A 16,723-nucleotide genomic window follows, 5' to 3' on the forward strand; every position below is an offset into this window, starting at 1 on the left:
CATGGACATGCGCGCAGATCTGCTGATTGTCGGGGCCGGAATGGTCGGCAGCGCCTTGGCGCTGGCGTTGCAGGACAGTGGGCTGGAGGTTCTGTTGCTGGACGGCAGCCCCCTGAGCGTCAAACCCTTCGATGGCCAGGCGCCGTTCGAACCGCGGGTGAGCGCCTTGTCGGCAGCCAGCCAGCGGATTCTCGAACGCCTGGGCGTGTGGGACGGCATCACCAAGCGACGCAGCAGTCCTTACACCGACATGCACGTCTGGGATGGCAGTGGCACCGGGCAGATCCATTTCTCGGCTGCCAGCGTGCATGCCGAGGTGCTTGGGCACATTGTCGAGAACCGTGTGGTTCAAGATGCTTTGCTCGACCGTCTGCACGACTGCGACTTGGGAATGTTGGCCAATGCGCGTCTGGAACAGATGCGCCGCTCGGGCGATGACTGGCTGCTGACCCTGGCCGACGGCCGTACGTTGCGCGCACCGTTGGTGATTGCGGCGGACGGCGCCAACTCGGCCGTTCGGCGTCTGACCGGCATGGCTACGCGCGAGTGGGACTATATGCACCACGCGATTGTCACCAGCGTACGCAGCTCCAAAGCGCATCAAATGACGGCCTGGCAGCGCTTCACGGACAACGGTCCATTGGCGTTTTTGCCGCTGGAGCGCGATGGTCAGCAGGATTGGTGTTCGATCGTCTGGTCAACGACGCCGAGTGAAGCCGAACGCCTGATGGCGCTGGACGACGACGGCTTCTGCCGCGAGCTGGAACGCGCTTTTGAAGGCCGACTCGGTACCGTGCTCAGTGCCGACCCGCGTCTGTGCGTGCCGCTTCGTCAGCGTCACGCCAAGCGCTATGTGGCCGAAGGCCTGGCGCTGATCGGCGACGCGGCACACACCATTCACCCGCTGGCCGGGCAGGGTGTGAACCTTGGCTTCCTTGACGCCGCAGTGCTGGCGGAAGTGCTGCTGCAAGCGTTGGCTCGTGGCGAACAGTTGGCGGATGTGAAGGTGCTGAGCCGTTACGAACGGCGGCGCATGCCCCACAATCTGGCGCTGATGGCGGCGATGGAAGGGTTTGAGCGGTTGTTTCAGGCTGATCCGCTGCCAGTGCGCTGGTTGCGTAATGCCGGGTTGAAGTTGGTTGAGCAGATGCCTGAGGCCAAGGCGTTGTTTGTGCGTGAGGCGCTGGGGTTGACTGGTGATTTGCCGGCGCTGGCCAAGGCCTGACATTTTCGTTGCGGCTCATGGCCCCTTCGTCGGAACGCCGCCCGGAGCCGGCTCGCTCCCACAATTGATCTCCAGTGGACACAAAGTAGATGTCTGTCACAGAACCACTGTGGGAGCGAGCCTGCTCGCGATGAGGCCGGAACATTCACCACACAATCCAAGCAGTGCAACATCTGGTAACTCCTCCGCAAACTGATCGATTGAGATGCTAAATGTGATTCCTTATCATTTGCCCTCACTTTTTCAATCGAGAGATCGCTCCCATGTTGCCGAAGCGTCTACTGACCGCACTCGCCCTGACCCTGATTGGCAGCACCGCCGCCCAGGCCGCTGACGAGGTGGTGGTTTACTCCTCGCGTATCGACGAGCTGATCAAACCGGTCTTCGACGCCTACACCGCCAAAACCGGAGTGAAGGTGAAGTTCATCACCGACAAGGAAGCGCCGTTGATGCAGCGGATCAAGGCCGAGGGCGAGAACGCCACCGCCGACCTGCTGCTGACCGTTGACGCCGGTAACCTTTGGCAAGCCGAGCAAATGGGCATCCTGCAGCCGTTCACCTCCCCGGTGATCGACGCCAACATTCCGCTGCAATACCGAGCGTCCTCCCATGCCTGGACCGGCCTGAGCCTGCGGGCGCGGACCATCGCTTATTCCACGAATCGAGTGAAGCCGGGCGAGCTGACCACTTATGAAGCGTTGGCCGACAAGAACTGGGAAGGGCGCCTGTGCCTGCGCACGGCGAAGAAGGTCTACAACCAGTCCCTGACCGCCACCATGATCGAAACCCACGGTGCCGAAAAAACCGAGAAGATCCTCAAGGGCTGGGTGAGCAACCTGTCCACCGACGTGTTCTCGGATGACGTCGCGGTACTGGAAGCGATCAATGCGGGTCAATGCGATGTGGGCATCGTCAACACGTACTACTACGGTCGCCTGCACAAGCAAAAGCCCGACCTGGGCGTGAAGCTGTTCTGGCCGAACCAGGCTGATCGCGGTGTGCACGTCAACCTGTCGGGTATTGGCCTGACCAAACACGCTCCTCACCCGGAAGCGGCCAAGGCGCTGGTGGAATGGATGACCACCCCTGAAGCGCAGAAGATCTTCGCCGATGTGAATCAGGAATTCCCGGCCAACCCGGTGGTAGCGCCTTCGGAAGAAGTCGCGGCCTGGGGCAAGTTCGTGGCCGATACCTTGCCGGTGGAAGTGGCGGGCAAGCGTCAGGCTGAAGCGATCCGCATGATGGATCGCGCTGGCTGGAACTGACACCACTGTAATGGTGGTGAGTGACTTACCTGTGGCGAGGGGGCAAGCCCTAATGCCGATCAGTTAAGGCGCAAAACCTGTGGGAGCGAGCCTGCTCGCGATGGCGGATTGTCAGGCAACGCAAGTGTTGACTGTGCCACCGTCATCGCGAGCAGGCTCGCTCCCACAAGGATTGCGGCGTTCAACGCCTTAACTGATCGGCATTAGGGCAAGCCCCCTCGCCACAAGTAAGATCGCTCGCTTCTCGGCCAGTGGCCCAACATTTTCTAGAGAACCTCCTTGGCACACCCCGCCCAACGCCGCTGGTATCCCCTGGTCTTCGCCATCGCTGCGCTGGTCTTGTTGCCCCTCAGTGTTTTACTGCTGTCATGGCAAACCATCGATCAACAGATCTGGTCCCACCTCTGGGACACCCAGATGCCGCGTCTTTTGGGCAATACGCTGACCCTGATACTCGGCGTCGGCATCGGCGTTTCCCTGCTGGGCGTCAGTCTTGCCTGGCTCACCAGCCTCTGTGAGTTTCCTGGTCGGCGCTGGCTGGACTGGGCGTTGATGCTGCCGTTTGCGATTCCGGCCTACGTGCTGGCGTTTGTCTTCGTCGGTTTGCTGGATTTCGCCGGCCCCGTGCAAACCCTGATGCGCGAATGGTTTGGCAGCGGCCTGAGGCTACCGCGCGTGCGCTCCACTGGCGGTGTCATCCTCGTGCTGGTGCTGGTTTTCTATCCCTACGTGTATCTCCTGGCCCGCACCGCGTTCCTCGCTCAGGGCAAAGGCCTGATGGAAGCGGCTCGGGTTCTCGGTCAGTCCCCGTGGCAGGCGTTCTGGCGAGTGGCGTTGCCAATGGCTCGCCCGGCCATCGGCGCGGGGGTGGCGTTGGCATTGATGGAAACCCTGGCCGATTTCGGTGCGGTGTCGGTGTTCAACTTCGACACGTTCACCACCGCCATCTACAAAACCTGGTACGGTTTTTTCAGCCTTTCCACGGCAGCACAACTGGCCAGCCTGTTGCTGTTGGTGGTGATGGTGGTGCTGTACGGCGAGCGTCGTGCGCGCGGGGCCAACCGCGCGAGCAACGAGCGGCCGCGGGTCAAGGCGCTGTATCACCTGCGCGGGGTCAAGGCGCTGGCGGCGATGAGCTGGTGCGGCCTGGTGTTCGCCTGTGCGTTCGTCATCCCGGTGCTGCAACTGGTGGTGTGGTTCTGGCAGCGTGGGCGTTTCGATCTGGACGAACGTTACACCGGGCTGATCCTTCATACCTTGTACCTGGGCGGCATGGCGGCATTGATTACAGTCAGCGTTGCTTTGGTGCTGGCCTTTGCCCGACGCCTGGCACCCACCCGAGCGATCCGCTCCGGTATTGGCCTGGCGAATCTCGGCTACGCTTTACCGGGATCGGTGTTGGCGGTCTCGATCATGTTGGCGTTCAGTTACCTGGATCGCGAGCTGGTCATCCCGTTGTCCGGCTGGCTCGGTGGCGCCGGCAAACCCTTGCTGCTGGGCAGTCTGTCGGCGTTGTTGCTGGCCTATCTGGTGCGGTTTATCGCGGTGGCTTATGGGCCACTGGAAAGCAGCCTGGCGCGTATACGGCCATCTTTGCCCGAAGCAGCACGTAGCCTTGGCGTCAGTGGGCCACGGCTTTTTTTCAAGGTGTATCTGCCATTGTTGTTGCCGGGTACGTTGAGCGCCGCATTGCTGGTGTTTGTCGATGTGCTCAAGGAAATGCCCGCGACCCTGCTGATGCGCCCGTTTGGCTGGGACACGCTGGCTGTTCGGATTTTTGAAATGACCAGTGAAGGTGAGTGGGCGAGGGCGTCTTTGCCGGCACTGACCCTGGTGTTGGTCGGGCTGTTGCCGGTCATCGGATTGATTCGACGATCGGCACATCGAAACAGCTAGGTGCCAGTCCTACACCTTGCGGCTACAATGCGCGGCATTCGGTGCGGTCCGTCTGACAGACCCGGTGGCTGAAATCGGCTGGGAGCCTTCTACTTCAAGGTTTTCACCCCGTGCAGCACCTGTCCGCACCCTCGCCACGCCCGGAAGGAGAAACCCATGGGACAGCGTACGCCTCTGTATGACCTTCATCTCGCCCTTGGCGCGAAGATGGTCGATTTTGGCGGTTGGGATATGCCTCTGCATTACGGCTCGCAGGTCGAGGAACACCATCAGGTGCGCCGCGATTGCGGGGTTTTCGATGTATCCCACATGACCGTGATCGATGTCAGCGGCCCTCAGGCCAAGGCCTGGCTCCAGCATTTGCTGGCCAATGACGTCGAACGTCTGCACAGCCCTGGCCGTGCCTTGTACAGCACCATGCTCAACGAGCGCGGCGGCATCGTCGACGACATGATCGTCTACCGTCTCGACGAAGGTTATCGGCTGGTGGTCAACGCCTCCACCCGTAATCAGGACCTGGCCTGGATGCAGGCTCACCTCGATGGTTTCAAGGTGCGGCTCAACGAGCGCTCCGAATTGGCGATGCTGGCCATTCAAGGTCCTCAGGCCCGGCACAAAGTCTCCGAACTGGTGACCCAGTCCCGCGGCAACCTGATCCAGATGCTCAAGCCCTTCGAAGGCCAGGCCGATGGTGACTGGTTCATCGCGCGCACGGGTTACACCGGCGAAGATGGCCTGGAAATCGTGCTGCCGGCCAATCAAGCGCCAGGATTCTTCAACGATCTGGTGGGCGCGGGCATCTCGCCGATCGGCCTCGGGGCGCGCGATACTCTGCGCGTCGAAGCCGGCATGAACCTGTACGGCCAGGACATCCATCAAGATGTATCGCCGCTGGCCTCTAATATGGCCTGGAGCATTGCCTGGGAGCCGGACACTCGCCAGTTCATCGGGCGTACGGCCCTGGAAGCCGAACGGGCCGGTGGCGTGCAGCACAAACTGGTGGGGCTGGTCCTTGAGGAGCGAGGGGTTTTGCGCGCTCATCAAGTGGTCCGTATCGCCAATGTTGGCGAAGGGGAGATCACCAGTGGTAGTTTCTCTCCTACGCTAAGCAAGTCGATAGCACTGGCGCGCGTGCCGATGGCAACTGCCGACCGCGCAGAAGTGGAAATCCGTGGCAAGTGGTACCCGGTCCGAGTGGTCAAGCCGACCTTCGTACGCCACGGCAAAACCTTGATCTAACCTTTTTTGGCGGACTAAAACCGCTGACATTTTTCTTGAGGACACAGAACATGAGCGATATTCCTGCCGACCTGCGTTTTGCCGAAAGTCACGAATGGGCCCGCCTGGAAGCCGACGGCACCGTCACCGTGGGCATTAGCGATCACGCGCAGGAAGCGCTGGGTGATGTGGTGTTCGTGGAGCTGACTGAAGTTGGCAACGTGTTTGCTGCCGAAGATCAAGCCGGTGTAGTGGAGTCGGTTAAAGCCGCCTCCGATATCTACTCCCCGGTTGCCGGTGAAGTGATTGCGATCAACGAAGAGTTGAGCACTACCCCGGAATTGCTCAACACTGACCCGTACGGCGCGTGGATCTTCAAGCTCAAGCCAAGCAACACGGCTGAACTGGAAAAGCTGCTCGATGCGGCAGGCTATAAAGCCGCCATCGGCGAATAACGTTGCTCTTGTAGGAGCATGGCTTGCCAGCGATGGCGTCCTCGAAAGCGCCATCGCAGGCAAGCCGTGCTCCTACAAGGCACGATTCAAGGCTTTAGAACGGCCTTGACCGCCGCGACCGAACGCTCGACATCCGCTTTGCTCATGGCCGTGAACATCGGCAACGAGACAATCAGGCGGCCGACCCGCTCGGCGACCGGGAACATGCCTTCCTTGAAACCGCGCTCGCGGTAAAGGCTCAGCAAGTGAATCGGCGGGTAGTGATAGCCGATACCGACGCCCAATGCCTGCATCTGCTCCATGAAGGCAGCCCGTGCCGGCTGGCCATCCCTGCGCTCCGGCAACACCAGTTGGAACAAATGCCAGTTGCTGTTCTCGAAATCCGCCGGGGGCAGTTGAGCCCCGTACAACGATTCGAAATCCTCACCAAAACACGCGAAATAGTGCCTGGCCAGTTCACGGCGATGAGCAGTGATCGCTTCGATGTGAGCAAACTGCCCAAGACCAATGGCTGCCGCGACGTCGGTCATGTTGAACTTGCCGCCCAGCACATCGACATCCAGACCATCGAAGCCGCTGCGGGTCACACCCTGTAAACGGTACTTCTGCGCCAGTCGCACCTCTTCGGCATTGTTTAGCACCAGGCAGCCGCCCTCTGACGAGGTGACGTTTTTGTTCGCCTGGAAACTGAAAGACACGAAATCCCCGGTCGAGCCAATGCGCTGACCATTCCAGCTGGAGCCCAGCGCCTGGGCTGCATCCTCCAGCACCCGCAGGTCGTAATTCTTCGCCAGCGCGTACAGACGCGTCATGTCCACCGGCAGCCCGGCGAGAAACACCGGCAGGATGGCTTTGGTGCGCGGGGTGATGGCGGCTTCGAGTTGTGCCAGGTCGATGTTGCGGGTGATCGGGTCAATGTCGGCAAACACCGGGGTGGCGCCGACTTCCAGAATGACGTTGGCCGTGGCCACCCAGGAAATCGGCGTGGTGATCACTTCATCGCCCGGCCCGACCCCGGCAACGCGCAAGGCGATTTCCATGGTGCAGGTGCCGGAATTGAAGGTGAGCACCGGGCGTCCGCCAAAATACGCCGAGAGTTGTTGCTCAAAGGCCTGAACCTTGGGGCCGCTGGTAATCCAGCCCGAGCGCAACACGTCGCCGACCGCGGCAATTGTCGCTTCATCGATGGTGGGTTTGGAGAACGGCAGGAAAGGCAGTTGGCTCATAAATACAGGCACCTGATCAGCGGACATTAGGCAGATGCCGAGCATGATGTCCGCAATGGACGTCGGCGCCAAGCCATCCGCTTGGATATCGACTGCTATGCTGGTTTGACCGTGTTGCATCGACGCTGAGCGCCAGACAAGAGAGAGCCCGTCATGTCCCAGTTGCCGTCCTTGAGTCAGTTACGCGATCCCAATGCCTTCCTGCGCCGCCATCTCGGGCCTGATGCCGCCGAGCAGCAGGCGATGCTCGACAGTCTCGGCCTCGGCAGCCGGGTTGAACTGATCGAGCAGACGGTGCCGCCGGGAATCCGCCTGAACAGGCCGCTCGATCTGCCGCCCGCCCTCGACGAAGAAGCCGCGCTGGCCAAACTGCGCGGTTACGCCGAGCAAAACCAGGTCTGGACCAGCCTGATCGGCATGGGCTACCACGGCACCCTCACGCCGACCGTGATTGTGCGCAACGTGCTCGAGAATCCCGGTTGGTACACCGCGTACACGCCTTATCAGCCAGAGATTGCCCAAGGGCGGCTCGAAACGCTGCTGAACTTCCAGCAACTGACCATCGACCTCACCGGCCTGGAACTGGCCAACGCCTCACTGCTGGATGAGGCCACGGCAGCGGCGGAAGCCATGGCGCTGGCCAAGCGTGTCGCCAAGTCCAAAAGCAATCTGTTCTTCGTCGACGAGCATTGTCATCCGCAGACCATTTCCGTAGTGCAGACCCGGGCCGAAGGGTTCGGGTTCGAGCTGGTCATCGACTCAGTGGATAACTTGAAACAACACAAGGTGTTCGGTGCCCTGCTGCAATACCCCGACACCCACGGAGAGATCTGTGATCTTCGGCCGTTGATCGATCACCTGCACGCGCAGCAAGCCCTGGCGTGTGTCGCCACGGACTTGCTGAGCCTGTTGTTGCTGACGCCGCCGGGGGAGTTGGGTGCCGATGTGGTCTTCGGCTCATCCCAACGTTTCGGCGTGCCCATGGGCTACGGCGGACCGCACGCGGCGTTTTTTGCCAGTCGCGATGAGTACAAACGAGCGATTCCGGGGCGGATCATCGGCGTGTCCAAGGATGCTCGCGGCAATGTTGCCTTGCGCATGGCCCTGCAAACCCGCGAGCAACATATCCGGCGGGAGAAAGCCAACTCGAACATTTGCACCGCTCAAGTGCTGCTGGCCAACATCGCCAGTTTCTACGCGGTCTACCACGGTCCCGAAGGGCTCAAGCGAATTGCCCAACGCGTGCACCGCTTGACCTGCATCCTCGCCGCCGGCCTTGAGCGTCGTGGCGTCAGCCGCCTCAACAAACACTATTTCGACACCCTGACCCTGGAGGTCGGAGGCACCCAGACCGCGATCATCGAAAGCGCTCAAGCGGCGCAGATCAATTTACGGATTTTGGGGCGAGGGCAGTTGGGGTTGAGCCTCGACGAAACCTCGGACGAAACCACCGTCGCGAAGTTGTTCGATGTGTTCCTCGGTGCCAATCATGGCCTGAGTGTCGACGAACTGGACGCCGAAAAGCTGGAGTCCGGCATTCCTGACGGGCTGCTGCGCACCTCGCCTTATCTGCGCCACCCCGTGTTCAATGCGCACCACAGCGAAACCGAAATGCTGCGCTACCTCAAGCAACTGGAGAACAAGGACCTTGCCCTCAACCAGTCAATGATCCCGCTGGGCTCCTGCACCATGAAGCTCAATGCTACCAGCGAGATGATCCCCATCACCTGGCCGCAGTTCGCCAACCTGCACCCGTTTGTGCCGAAGGATCAGGCCATGGGTTATTCGCTGATGATCGAAGAACTTGAACGCTGGCTCTGCGCGATCACCGGTTTCGATGCGATTTGCATGCAACCCAACTCCGGCGCTCAGGGCGAATACGCCGGGTTGCTGGCGATCCGCAAATACCACGAGAGCCGTCATCAAGGGGCGAGGGACATTTGCCTGATTCCGTCCTCGGCCCACGGCACCAACCCGGCATCGGCGCAAATGGCCGGGATGCGCGTGGTCATTGTCGAGTGCGACGACGCCGGCAACGTCGATCTGGATGACCTCAAGCAAAAAGCCTCGGAGGCGGGGGACAAACTCGCCTGCCTGATGGCGACGTATCCGTCGACCCACGGCGTATACGAGGAAGGCATCAGCGAGATCTGTGAAGTCATCCACAGCCACGGCGGTCAGGTGTACATGGATGGCGCCAACCTCAACGCCCAGGTCGGCCTGGCACGCCCGGCGGACATTGGCGCCGACGTGTCGCACATGAACCTGCACAAAACGTTCTGCATTCCCCATGGCGGCGGCGGGCCGGGCATGGGGCCGATTGGTGTGCGGGCGCACCTGGCGCCGTTCGTGGCCAATCACCCGGTGGTGCCCATCGACGGACCTTTGCCGCAGAACGGCGCAGTGAGCGCAGCGCCTTGGGGTAGCGCGAGCATTCTGCCGATCAGCTGGATGTACATCGCGATGATGGGGCCGCAACTGGCTGACGCCAGCGAAGTGGCGATCCTCGCTGCAAATTACCTGGCGCAGCATTTATCCGGGGCGTTCCCGGTGCTCTACACCGGGCGCAACGAGCGGGTGGCTCACGAGTGCATCCTGGATTTGCGACCGCTGAAAGTGCTGACCGGCATCAGCGAAGAAGACGTTGCCAAGCGCCTGATGGATTATGGTTTCCACGCGCCGACCATGTCGTTTCCCGTACCGGGGACCTTGATGGTTGAGCCGACTGAAAGTGAGTCGAAGGCAGAGCTGGATCGGTTTATCGGGGCGATGCTGAGTATCCGGGCGGAAATCAGTGAGGTGGAAAACGGCAATTGGCCGGCCGAGGACAACCCGCTGAAGCGTTCGCCACACACATTGGCGGACATCACCGGGGTATGGGAGCGGCCATACAGCATGGAGCAGGCGGTGACGCCGGATGCGCATACCAAACTGCACAAATACTGGCCGGTGGTGAACCGGGTTGATAACGTCTACGGCGATAGAAACCTGTTTTGCGCCTGCGTTCCAGTGGATGATTACCGCTGAAATCTCGCCGCACACCTAACCCCTGTAGGAGCACGGCTTGCCGGCGATGGCGATCTTAAGGACGCCATCGCCGGCAAGCCGTGCTCCTACAGGGGATTTGTGTTGGGCATAAAAATGCCGCTCAGTTGAGCGGCATTTTGGCATCTGCGAACTTACTCCGAAGCAACGGCATTCTTCGCCAGAATCGCATTCGCCAGTTCCATGTCCGTGGCCTGCAAGCCTGGGTTGTCGGCGCGGACTTTCTGCATTGCCGCTTCCAGGTAAGGGCCGCGAATGCCGCCGTCACTGGCAACAAAGCTGCTGGCATCGTCCTGGGCGGCGACGACCATTTTGTTGTCCTTGGACGTCAGGTAGGTCGAGGCGGTGGTTGCACCGGAGGTGAGGACATTTTGCCAAAAGCTATCATCGGCCATCGCGCTACCGACTGGAAGAGACAGCAGCGCGACGGTGGCGACAGCAAGTTTGAAACGCATGATGGGTGACTCCACTGGGTTAACTGCGGCGTTGGATAGCCAACCCCCAATCGAGTTCCATGGCGAGCGCGTTTACTTTTGCTCGCTCTGCGGCGTCACTCGCAACACCTCTTCAATGGTGGTCAAACCCGCAGCGACTTTCTGGGCTCCGGATAGCCGCAAGCTGCGCATGCCTTCCTTGAACGCTTGACGCCGGATCGCCAGCAAGTCGGTGTCCGGATTGATCAACGCTTTGACCCCGTCAGTCAGCTGCATGATTTCGTAAACCCCGGCGCGGCCGTGATAGCCGGTGTCGCGACATTCCAGGCAGCCGATGGCACGTTGGGCATTAGTGGGCAGGGGGGCTTGCCAGGGTTTGGTCAGGGTTTGCCAATCCTCTTCACCCAACGTCAGCGGTGCCTTGCAATGGGGGCATAAGGTGCGCACCAGGCGCTGGGCCATAACGCCGAGCACCGTGGCTTTGATCAGGTAGTGCGGCACACCGAGTTCCAGCAGGCGACTGATCGCGCTCGGCGCGTCGTTGGTGTGCAATGTCGAGAGCACCAAGTGGCCAGTGAGCGCTGCCTGAATCGCCATTTCGGCGGTTTCGAGGTCGCGAATCTCGCCGATCATGATGATGTCCGGGTCTTGTCGCATCAGCGCGCGCACGCCGGCGGCGAAGGTCAGGTCGATGTTGTGCTGGACCTGCATCTGGTTAAACGCGGACTCGACCATTTCAATCGGGTCTTCGATGGTGCAGAGGTTGACCTCCGGCGTCGCCAGTTTCTTTAGCGTGGTGTACAGCGTGGTGGTTTTGCCCGAACCGGTCGGCCCGGTGACCAGAATGATGCCGTTGGGTTGACGGGTCATGTCCTGCCAGCGGCGCAAGTCTTCGGCGGAAAAGCCTAGCTGGTCGAAATCCTTTAGCAGGACTTCCGGGTCGAAGATCCGCATGACCATTTTTTCACCGAATGCCGTCGGTAACGTCGACAGCCGCAGCTCGACCTCACCGCCGTCCGGGGTCTTGGTTTTCACCCGGCCGTCCTGGGGTTTGCGCTTTTCCGCGACGTTCATCCGCCCGAGGCTCTTGAGGCGACTGACGATGGCCATGGTCACCTGTGGCGGGAATTGATAGACGTTATGCAACACGCCGTCGATGCGAAAGCGCACCGTGCCTTGCTCGCGTCGGGGTTCGATGTGGATATCGCTGGCGCGCTGCTGGAAGGCGTACTGAAACAGCCAGTCAACGATGTTGACGATGTGCGCGTCATTGGCGTCCGGCTCCTGGTCGCTGGCGCCGAGGTTGAGCAGCTGCTCGAAGTTGCCCAAGGTGCTGGTCTGCTGATCGGCGCTGGTCGCGCCGCTGACCGATTTGGCCAAGCGGAAAAACTCGACGCTAAAGCGCTGGATGTCGACAGGGTTGGCCACCACCCGTTTGATCGGCAGCTTCAACACGTGGGTCAGGTCGGCTTCCCAGCCTTTGACGTAGGGCTGGGCGCTGGCCACGGTGACCGCGTCGCGGTCGATGGACACCGCGAGTATCTTGTGGCGCTGGGCAAAGGCGTAGGACATCAGCGGCGTAATGGCCGCGACGTTGATCTTCAGCGGATCGATGCGCAAATAAGGCTGGCCGGCCTGTTGCGACAGCCACAGGGTCAGGCTTTCCAGGTCCAGGTGTTTACCGGGACGGCTAAGATCGTCGAGGTGTTGGCTGGCAATGAATTCGAGCGGATGCAGCTGGCCATTGGTGGCGTGTCGGCGGCGAGCATTGAGCGCGTGCTCGGCCGAGTCATGGCTGATAAAGCCTTGGGCGACCAGTTCGCGCAGCAAATCATTGAGATCCAGCCAGCGGTCCTGAATGGCAAGTTGAACGGACATGCGGGCTCCTCATGAACACAGTCCGCAAAGGATAGTCGCGGACCTGTCGACTGCTGGGCCACTACTGGACAAAGCCGTGTCGAGGTTTTTCAACCCGCGGCCTGGACCGGCTCATCCCACGCCGCATCAGCCGCTTGCAGCTCGACCGAGCAGACGCTGATCAAGTTACGAAGTTTTTCTGCAATCACCTGGGCGCGGTGCCAGCTGAGACCGTCCATGACAATGTCGATCGATAGCAATTCATCCTGTCGCTGCACGTTGACCTGTTGTGGCGTCAGAAACTGCAAGGCGAACAGATTGAGCGCCCGGCACAGCAGGTCCGGTTCCGCTTCGGCGAGCAATAGATAGTGAACCCGGCAGTGGGTGTTGCTGACGCTCCAGACGTCGGCACGGGTTGGCGGGGTATGGACAGCTTCTAAATGCGGCATGGTCGGTCTCCAAAATCACTGGAGGAATTTTTACATTCGTTGTCGGGCATTTCTTATCTATGATTGAGTCAATTGGCGACTTATCGAATTGTCTAATTCAAATAGAGAAGGTTTTAAGGTTTTTCTATGCAAAGCGAGCTGGATGGCTACGACCGCAAGATTCTCGCGTTGCTGCAAGAGGACGCTTCGCTCTCCAGCGCGCAGATCGCCGAACAGGTGGGGCTCTCGCAGTCGCCGTGCTGGCGGCGGATTCAGCGGATGAAGGAAGAGGGGATCATTCGCGCGCAGGTGACGCTGCTTGATCGTAAGAAGATCGGGCTGAACACGCAGATCTTTGCCGAGATCAAACTCAACGCGCACGGGCGTTCGAACTTCACAGAGTTCACCGAGGCGATTCGCGGGTTTCCGCAAGTGCTGGAGTGTTATGTGCTGATGGGGTCGGTGGATTTTTTACTGCGCATTGTCACGGCGGACATTGAGGCGTATGAGCGGTTTTTCTTCGAGAAACTGTCGATGGTGCCGGGGATACAGGAAGTGAACTCGATTGTGGCGTTGTCGGAAATCAAGTCTACGACGAGTTTGCCGGTCTGAGGTTTTGCGGTGAGTGGGCTGGCCTCATCGCGGGCAAGCCTTGCTCCTACAGGATTCGAGTCGGTCTCCCAATTGGGTTTGACACAAAACCTGTAGGAGCAAGGCTTGCCCGCGATGGCGGTATTACATACGCAGCAGCATTTTCCAGGCGCGATTCTGATAAACAGCAATCGCCTGCTGCTTACGCGCATCCAGCGATTCATCAGTGATCGGCTCGTTAGCTAGCAGGGCAAGCTGCTTCAACTCACCGTACAGGCGATCCATTTCCGGGATGTCCAGCACGTGACGGGCATGGTGCAGCCAGGCCTGGATGCGTTCGATGCGCGGCAGTTGCTCGGCCAGGTCTTCCGGCTGTTGCTGATAACGCTGCAATTGCAGGGAGGTCGCTTCTTCACCCAGCAAACGCGGCAGCCAGCTACCGAGTTGCGCCGCGCCCTGGCGATTGCCACGGACGTTGCGATCAGCCGCCCAGGTGCGGGCCAGCAACCAGCGTGAGGTGCTCAGCGAGAACAGGCCCCAGCGCGGGTCTTCCAGTTCTTCGAGGAATTGTTCCGGCGCGGCTTTGCGCACGTCTTCGTCCTCGATACCGGCCTGAACCAGCGGCCGCCAGTCTTCCAGCAACGCGTCCAGCGCAAGGCGCAGATCGTGCGTCGACTGGCGTGGGGCGGCTTGGCCCAGGCTGCTGAGCAGTGCGCGCAATTCAGCGAGGTTTTCGACCCAGTCCTGCAACAGGCGCCAATGGCCGTTGAAGCGATATTGCTCGGCCAGACGCTGGCTGCTGCCCAGCAAATGCCAGCTCAGCGCGGCGAAGGCGTCGTCCAGCGGGGTTTCGGCGGTGATTTGCGGCGCTGGCAGGCTCAGCGAATAGCTGTTGGCGTCGTACAAACGATAACCGCGCTCGGCCTTGCTGATGTCACACGGCATCAGGGCCAGGGTCGCGGCCAGTTCGGCAGCCAGTTCCAGCAGGGCCGCCGGCTCGCCTTCGCGCAATTCCAGTTCCAGCTCGCAGATTTCTTCTTTCTGCTTACCGACGATCACGTGGCCCAGGTCCAGTGCGGCTTCGATGACCACTTTGGTCTTGCCACGGCCCCAGGCGATTTCAGCGCGTTCGCGAACGAAGTCGGTGGTGAAAATCGGCTTGAGGGTTTTTTTGTCCAGCTCGGCCAGTTCCTCGGGCCAGCATTCGCCGTCGAGTTTCTTCACGTCGAGCTTGGCTTTGGGCAAGTTCCAGTCGTATTCGTTACGCTCGGACAGGCCGGCGACGCTCTGGCCGCGGGTCTTGAGCGTTTGAATCACTTCTTCGCCATCGCGGCGCAGGCGCAGGGCAACCTTGGCACGGGCCAGGTCGCGCTCAGGCGTGTCGAAGTACTGATTCATCAACTCACGGCGTTCCCAGCCACTTTTGTTGCGTTTTTTCAGGAGCGGGTGCTCGCGCAGGGCGGCGAGGGTTTCGCGGCTGACGCGGAGCTTGATTTCGGTTTCTTTCTGCATGGCCGGAAAATCCAGGATCGGGAGCGCAGCCGGGGGAATGTGTGGCTGCCAAGGTCGTGCAGTGTACAGGACTCGCCGGCCCTCCGTGCCGCGACGGTTTATTCCTGTCGCCGGATGGTTCTATGATGGACTTCCATTCGGGAGTTGGAGTCAGCGATGCCTTTGCCATCCATGAAAGATCAGTTCGCTGCGCTGATCGCTGCGCCGTCGGTCAGCTGCACCCAACCGAACCTGGATCAGACCAACCGCCCGGTGATCGATTTGCTGGCGACGTGGCTGGGTGATCTGGGTTTTGCCTGTGATATCCAGCAAGTCAGCCCTGGTAAGTTCAACCTGCTGGCCAGTTTTGGTTCCGGCCCCGGTGGCCTGGTGCTGGCCGGCCACAGTGACACGGTGCCATTCGACGGCGCATTGTGGCAGACCGATCCGCTGAAGCTCACCGAAGTTGATGGCCGTTGGATTGGCCTGGGCAGTTGCGACATGAAGGGCTTTTTCGCCCTGGCCATCGAAGCGGTGATCCCGCTGCTCGATCAGCCGTTCAAGCAACCGCTGTTGATCCTCGCTACCTGCGATGAAGAAAGCTCCATGTCCGGTGCTCGGGCCCTGGCCGCAGCCGGGCGTCCATTGGGCCGCGCGGCGGTCATCGGCGAGCCGACCGGGTTGAAGCCGATCCGCATGCACAAAGGCATCATGATGGAGCGCATCGACATTCTCGGTCAGAGCGGCCACTCCTCGGACCCAAGCTTGGGCCATAGCGCCCTTGAGGCCATGCACGATGCCATCGGCGAATTACGCGGTCTGCGCCTGTTGTGGCAGCGCGAATTTCGCAACCTGCAGTTTGGCGTGCCGACGCCGACCATGAACTTTGGCTGCATCCATGGTGGCGATAACCCTAACCGTATCTGCGGTCAGTGCTCACTGGAGTTTGACCTGCGGCCATTGCCGGGCATGGACCCCAAAGCCTTGCGCGCGGAGATTCTGCAGCGGCTCAAACCGGTTGCCGAACGGCATCAGGTGAAGATTGATTACGCGCCGCTGTTCCCCGAAGTCCCCCCCTTCGAACAGGCCGAGGACGCGGAATTGGTCCGGGTTGCCGAGAAGCTCACCGGCCATCGCGCCGAAGCAGTGGCGTTCGGCACCGAAGCGCCTTATCTTCAGCAACTTGGCTGCGAGACGCTGGTACTTGGCCCGGGCGATATCGCCTGCGCCCACCAGCCGGGGGAATACCTCGAAATGTCACGTTTGCAGCCTACGGTGCATCTATTACGTCAGCTGATCGAACATTACTGCCTGACACCGGCCGTCACGCAATCCTTGTAGGAGCCGAGCTTGCTCGCGATGAGGCCATAACATTCAACATCATCGTCGACTGTTATACCGCCTTCGCGAGCAAGCTCGCTCCTACAGGGTTTTGTGTTTTGGCGGAATAACCGTATAAATTGCCGATGTTCAAACCCGTATCCATGAGGAGAACGCGCGTGTCGCCAAGCCTGTTCCGACGATAACCATCAGCCCGCTGTGCGTTTTCAGTGTCGCCCATTTTTTGGCTGCTATTTATTACAGGCCCAGGT

Annotated in this window: 13 protein-coding genes; 8 read left to right on the forward strand and 5 right to left on the reverse strand. The window is 60.4% G+C overall.

Features of this window, described 5'->3' with window-relative positions:
* Positions 1 to 7: 7 nt before the first annotated feature.
* From KGB06_RS17510 to gcvH, 5 genes are all read left to right on the forward strand, one after another.
* Positions 8 to 1,225, forward strand: a complete 1,218-nt coding sequence (locus tag KGB06_RS17510; RefSeq protein WP_223518200.1) for a 2-octaprenyl-3-methyl-6-methoxy-1,4-benzoquinol hydroxylase — start codon at positions 8 to 10, stop codon at positions 1,223 to 1,225.
* A gap of 263 nt (positions 1,226 to 1,488) precedes the next feature.
* A complete protein-coding gene (locus KGB06_RS17515; protein WP_223517832.1) occupies positions 1,489 to 2,490 on the forward strand; it encodes an extracellular solute-binding protein in 1,002 nt (333 codons plus the stop codon).
* Between the two features lie 279 nt (positions 2,491 to 2,769).
* Positions 2,770 to 4,386 (forward strand): ABC transporter permease, encoded by a 1,617-nt coding sequence (locus KGB06_RS17520; RefSeq protein ID WP_223517834.1) that lies wholly within the window; start codon positions 2,770 to 2,772, stop codon positions 4,384 to 4,386.
* A 156-nt stretch (positions 4,387 to 4,542) separates the two neighbouring features.
* Entirely contained in the window at positions 4,543 to 5,625 is a 1,083-nt protein-coding gene (gcvT, locus tag KGB06_RS17525) for a glycine cleavage system aminomethyltransferase GcvT (protein WP_223517835.1), read from the forward strand.
* Positions 5,626 to 5,675: 50 nt separating this feature from the next.
* Positions 5,676 to 6,059, forward strand: a complete 384-nt coding sequence (gene gcvH, locus KGB06_RS17530; RefSeq protein WP_223517836.1) for a glycine cleavage system protein GcvH — start codon at positions 5,676 to 5,678, stop codon at positions 6,057 to 6,059.
* An 86-nt stretch (positions 6,060 to 6,145) separates the two neighbouring features.
* Here the strand turns inward: gcvH and KGB06_RS17535 are convergent, their stop codons facing one another.
* Complete coding sequence (locus tag KGB06_RS17535; protein ID WP_223517837.1) at positions 6,146 to 7,285, reverse strand: DegT/DnrJ/EryC1/StrS family aminotransferase; 1,140 nt, start codon at positions 7,283 to 7,285, stop codon at positions 6,146 to 6,148.
* A gap of 153 nt (positions 7,286 to 7,438) precedes the next feature.
* Between KGB06_RS17535 and gcvP the strand changes: the two genes are divergently transcribed.
* The gene (gene gcvP, locus KGB06_RS17540; protein ID WP_223517838.1) at positions 7,439 to 10,312 is read left to right on the forward strand and encodes an aminomethyl-transferring glycine dehydrogenase; all 2,874 of its coding nucleotides are present in this window, start codon (positions 7,439 to 7,441) and stop codon (positions 10,310 to 10,312) included.
* Positions 10,313 to 10,464: 152 nt separating this feature from the next.
* Here the strand turns inward: gcvP and KGB06_RS17545 are convergent, their stop codons facing one another.
* From KGB06_RS17545 to KGB06_RS17555, 3 genes are all read right to left on the reverse strand, one after another.
* A complete protein-coding gene (locus KGB06_RS17545) occupies positions 10,465 to 10,785 on the reverse strand; it encodes a DUF2388 domain-containing protein (protein WP_223517839.1) in 321 nt (106 codons plus the stop codon).
* Positions 10,786 to 10,857: 72 nt separating this feature from the next.
* Positions 10,858 to 12,642, reverse strand: coding sequence for a GspE/PulE family protein (locus KGB06_RS17550; RefSeq protein WP_223517840.1), 1,785 nt, complete (start codon positions 12,640 to 12,642; stop codon positions 10,858 to 10,860).
* An 89-nt stretch (positions 12,643 to 12,731) separates the two neighbouring features.
* On the reverse strand, positions 12,732 to 13,070 hold the full coding sequence (locus tag KGB06_RS17555) for a hypothetical protein (RefSeq protein ID WP_223517841.1): 339 nt from the start codon (positions 13,068 to 13,070) through the stop codon (positions 12,732 to 12,734).
* 126 nt (positions 13,071 to 13,196) lie between these two features.
* On the opposite strand from KGB06_RS17555, the gene KGB06_RS17560 reads away from it, so the two are divergent.
* The gene (locus tag KGB06_RS17560) at positions 13,197 to 13,661 is read left to right on the forward strand and encodes an Lrp/AsnC family transcriptional regulator (protein ID WP_223517843.1); all 465 of its coding nucleotides are present in this window, start codon (positions 13,197 to 13,199) and stop codon (positions 13,659 to 13,661) included.
* 123 nt (positions 13,662 to 13,784) lie between these two features.
* On the opposite strand, the gene KGB06_RS17565 is transcribed toward KGB06_RS17560, so the two are convergent.
* Entirely contained in the window at positions 13,785 to 15,152 is a 1,368-nt protein-coding gene (locus KGB06_RS17565) for an inorganic triphosphatase (protein ID WP_223517844.1), read from the reverse strand.
* A gap of 156 nt (positions 15,153 to 15,308) precedes the next feature.
* Between KGB06_RS17565 and argE the strand changes: the two genes are divergently transcribed.
* The gene (gene argE / locus KGB06_RS17570; protein ID WP_223517845.1) at positions 15,309 to 16,472 is read left to right on the forward strand and encodes an acetylornithine deacetylase; all 1,164 of its coding nucleotides are present in this window, start codon (positions 15,309 to 15,311) and stop codon (positions 16,470 to 16,472) included.
* Positions 16,473 to 16,723: the final 251 nt, after the last annotated feature.

The organism is Pseudomonas sp. GL-B-19 (assembly GCF_019956415.1).
In the GTDB taxonomy this organism is placed as follows: Bacteria; Pseudomonadota; Gammaproteobacteria; order Pseudomonadales; family Pseudomonadaceae; genus Aquipseudomonas.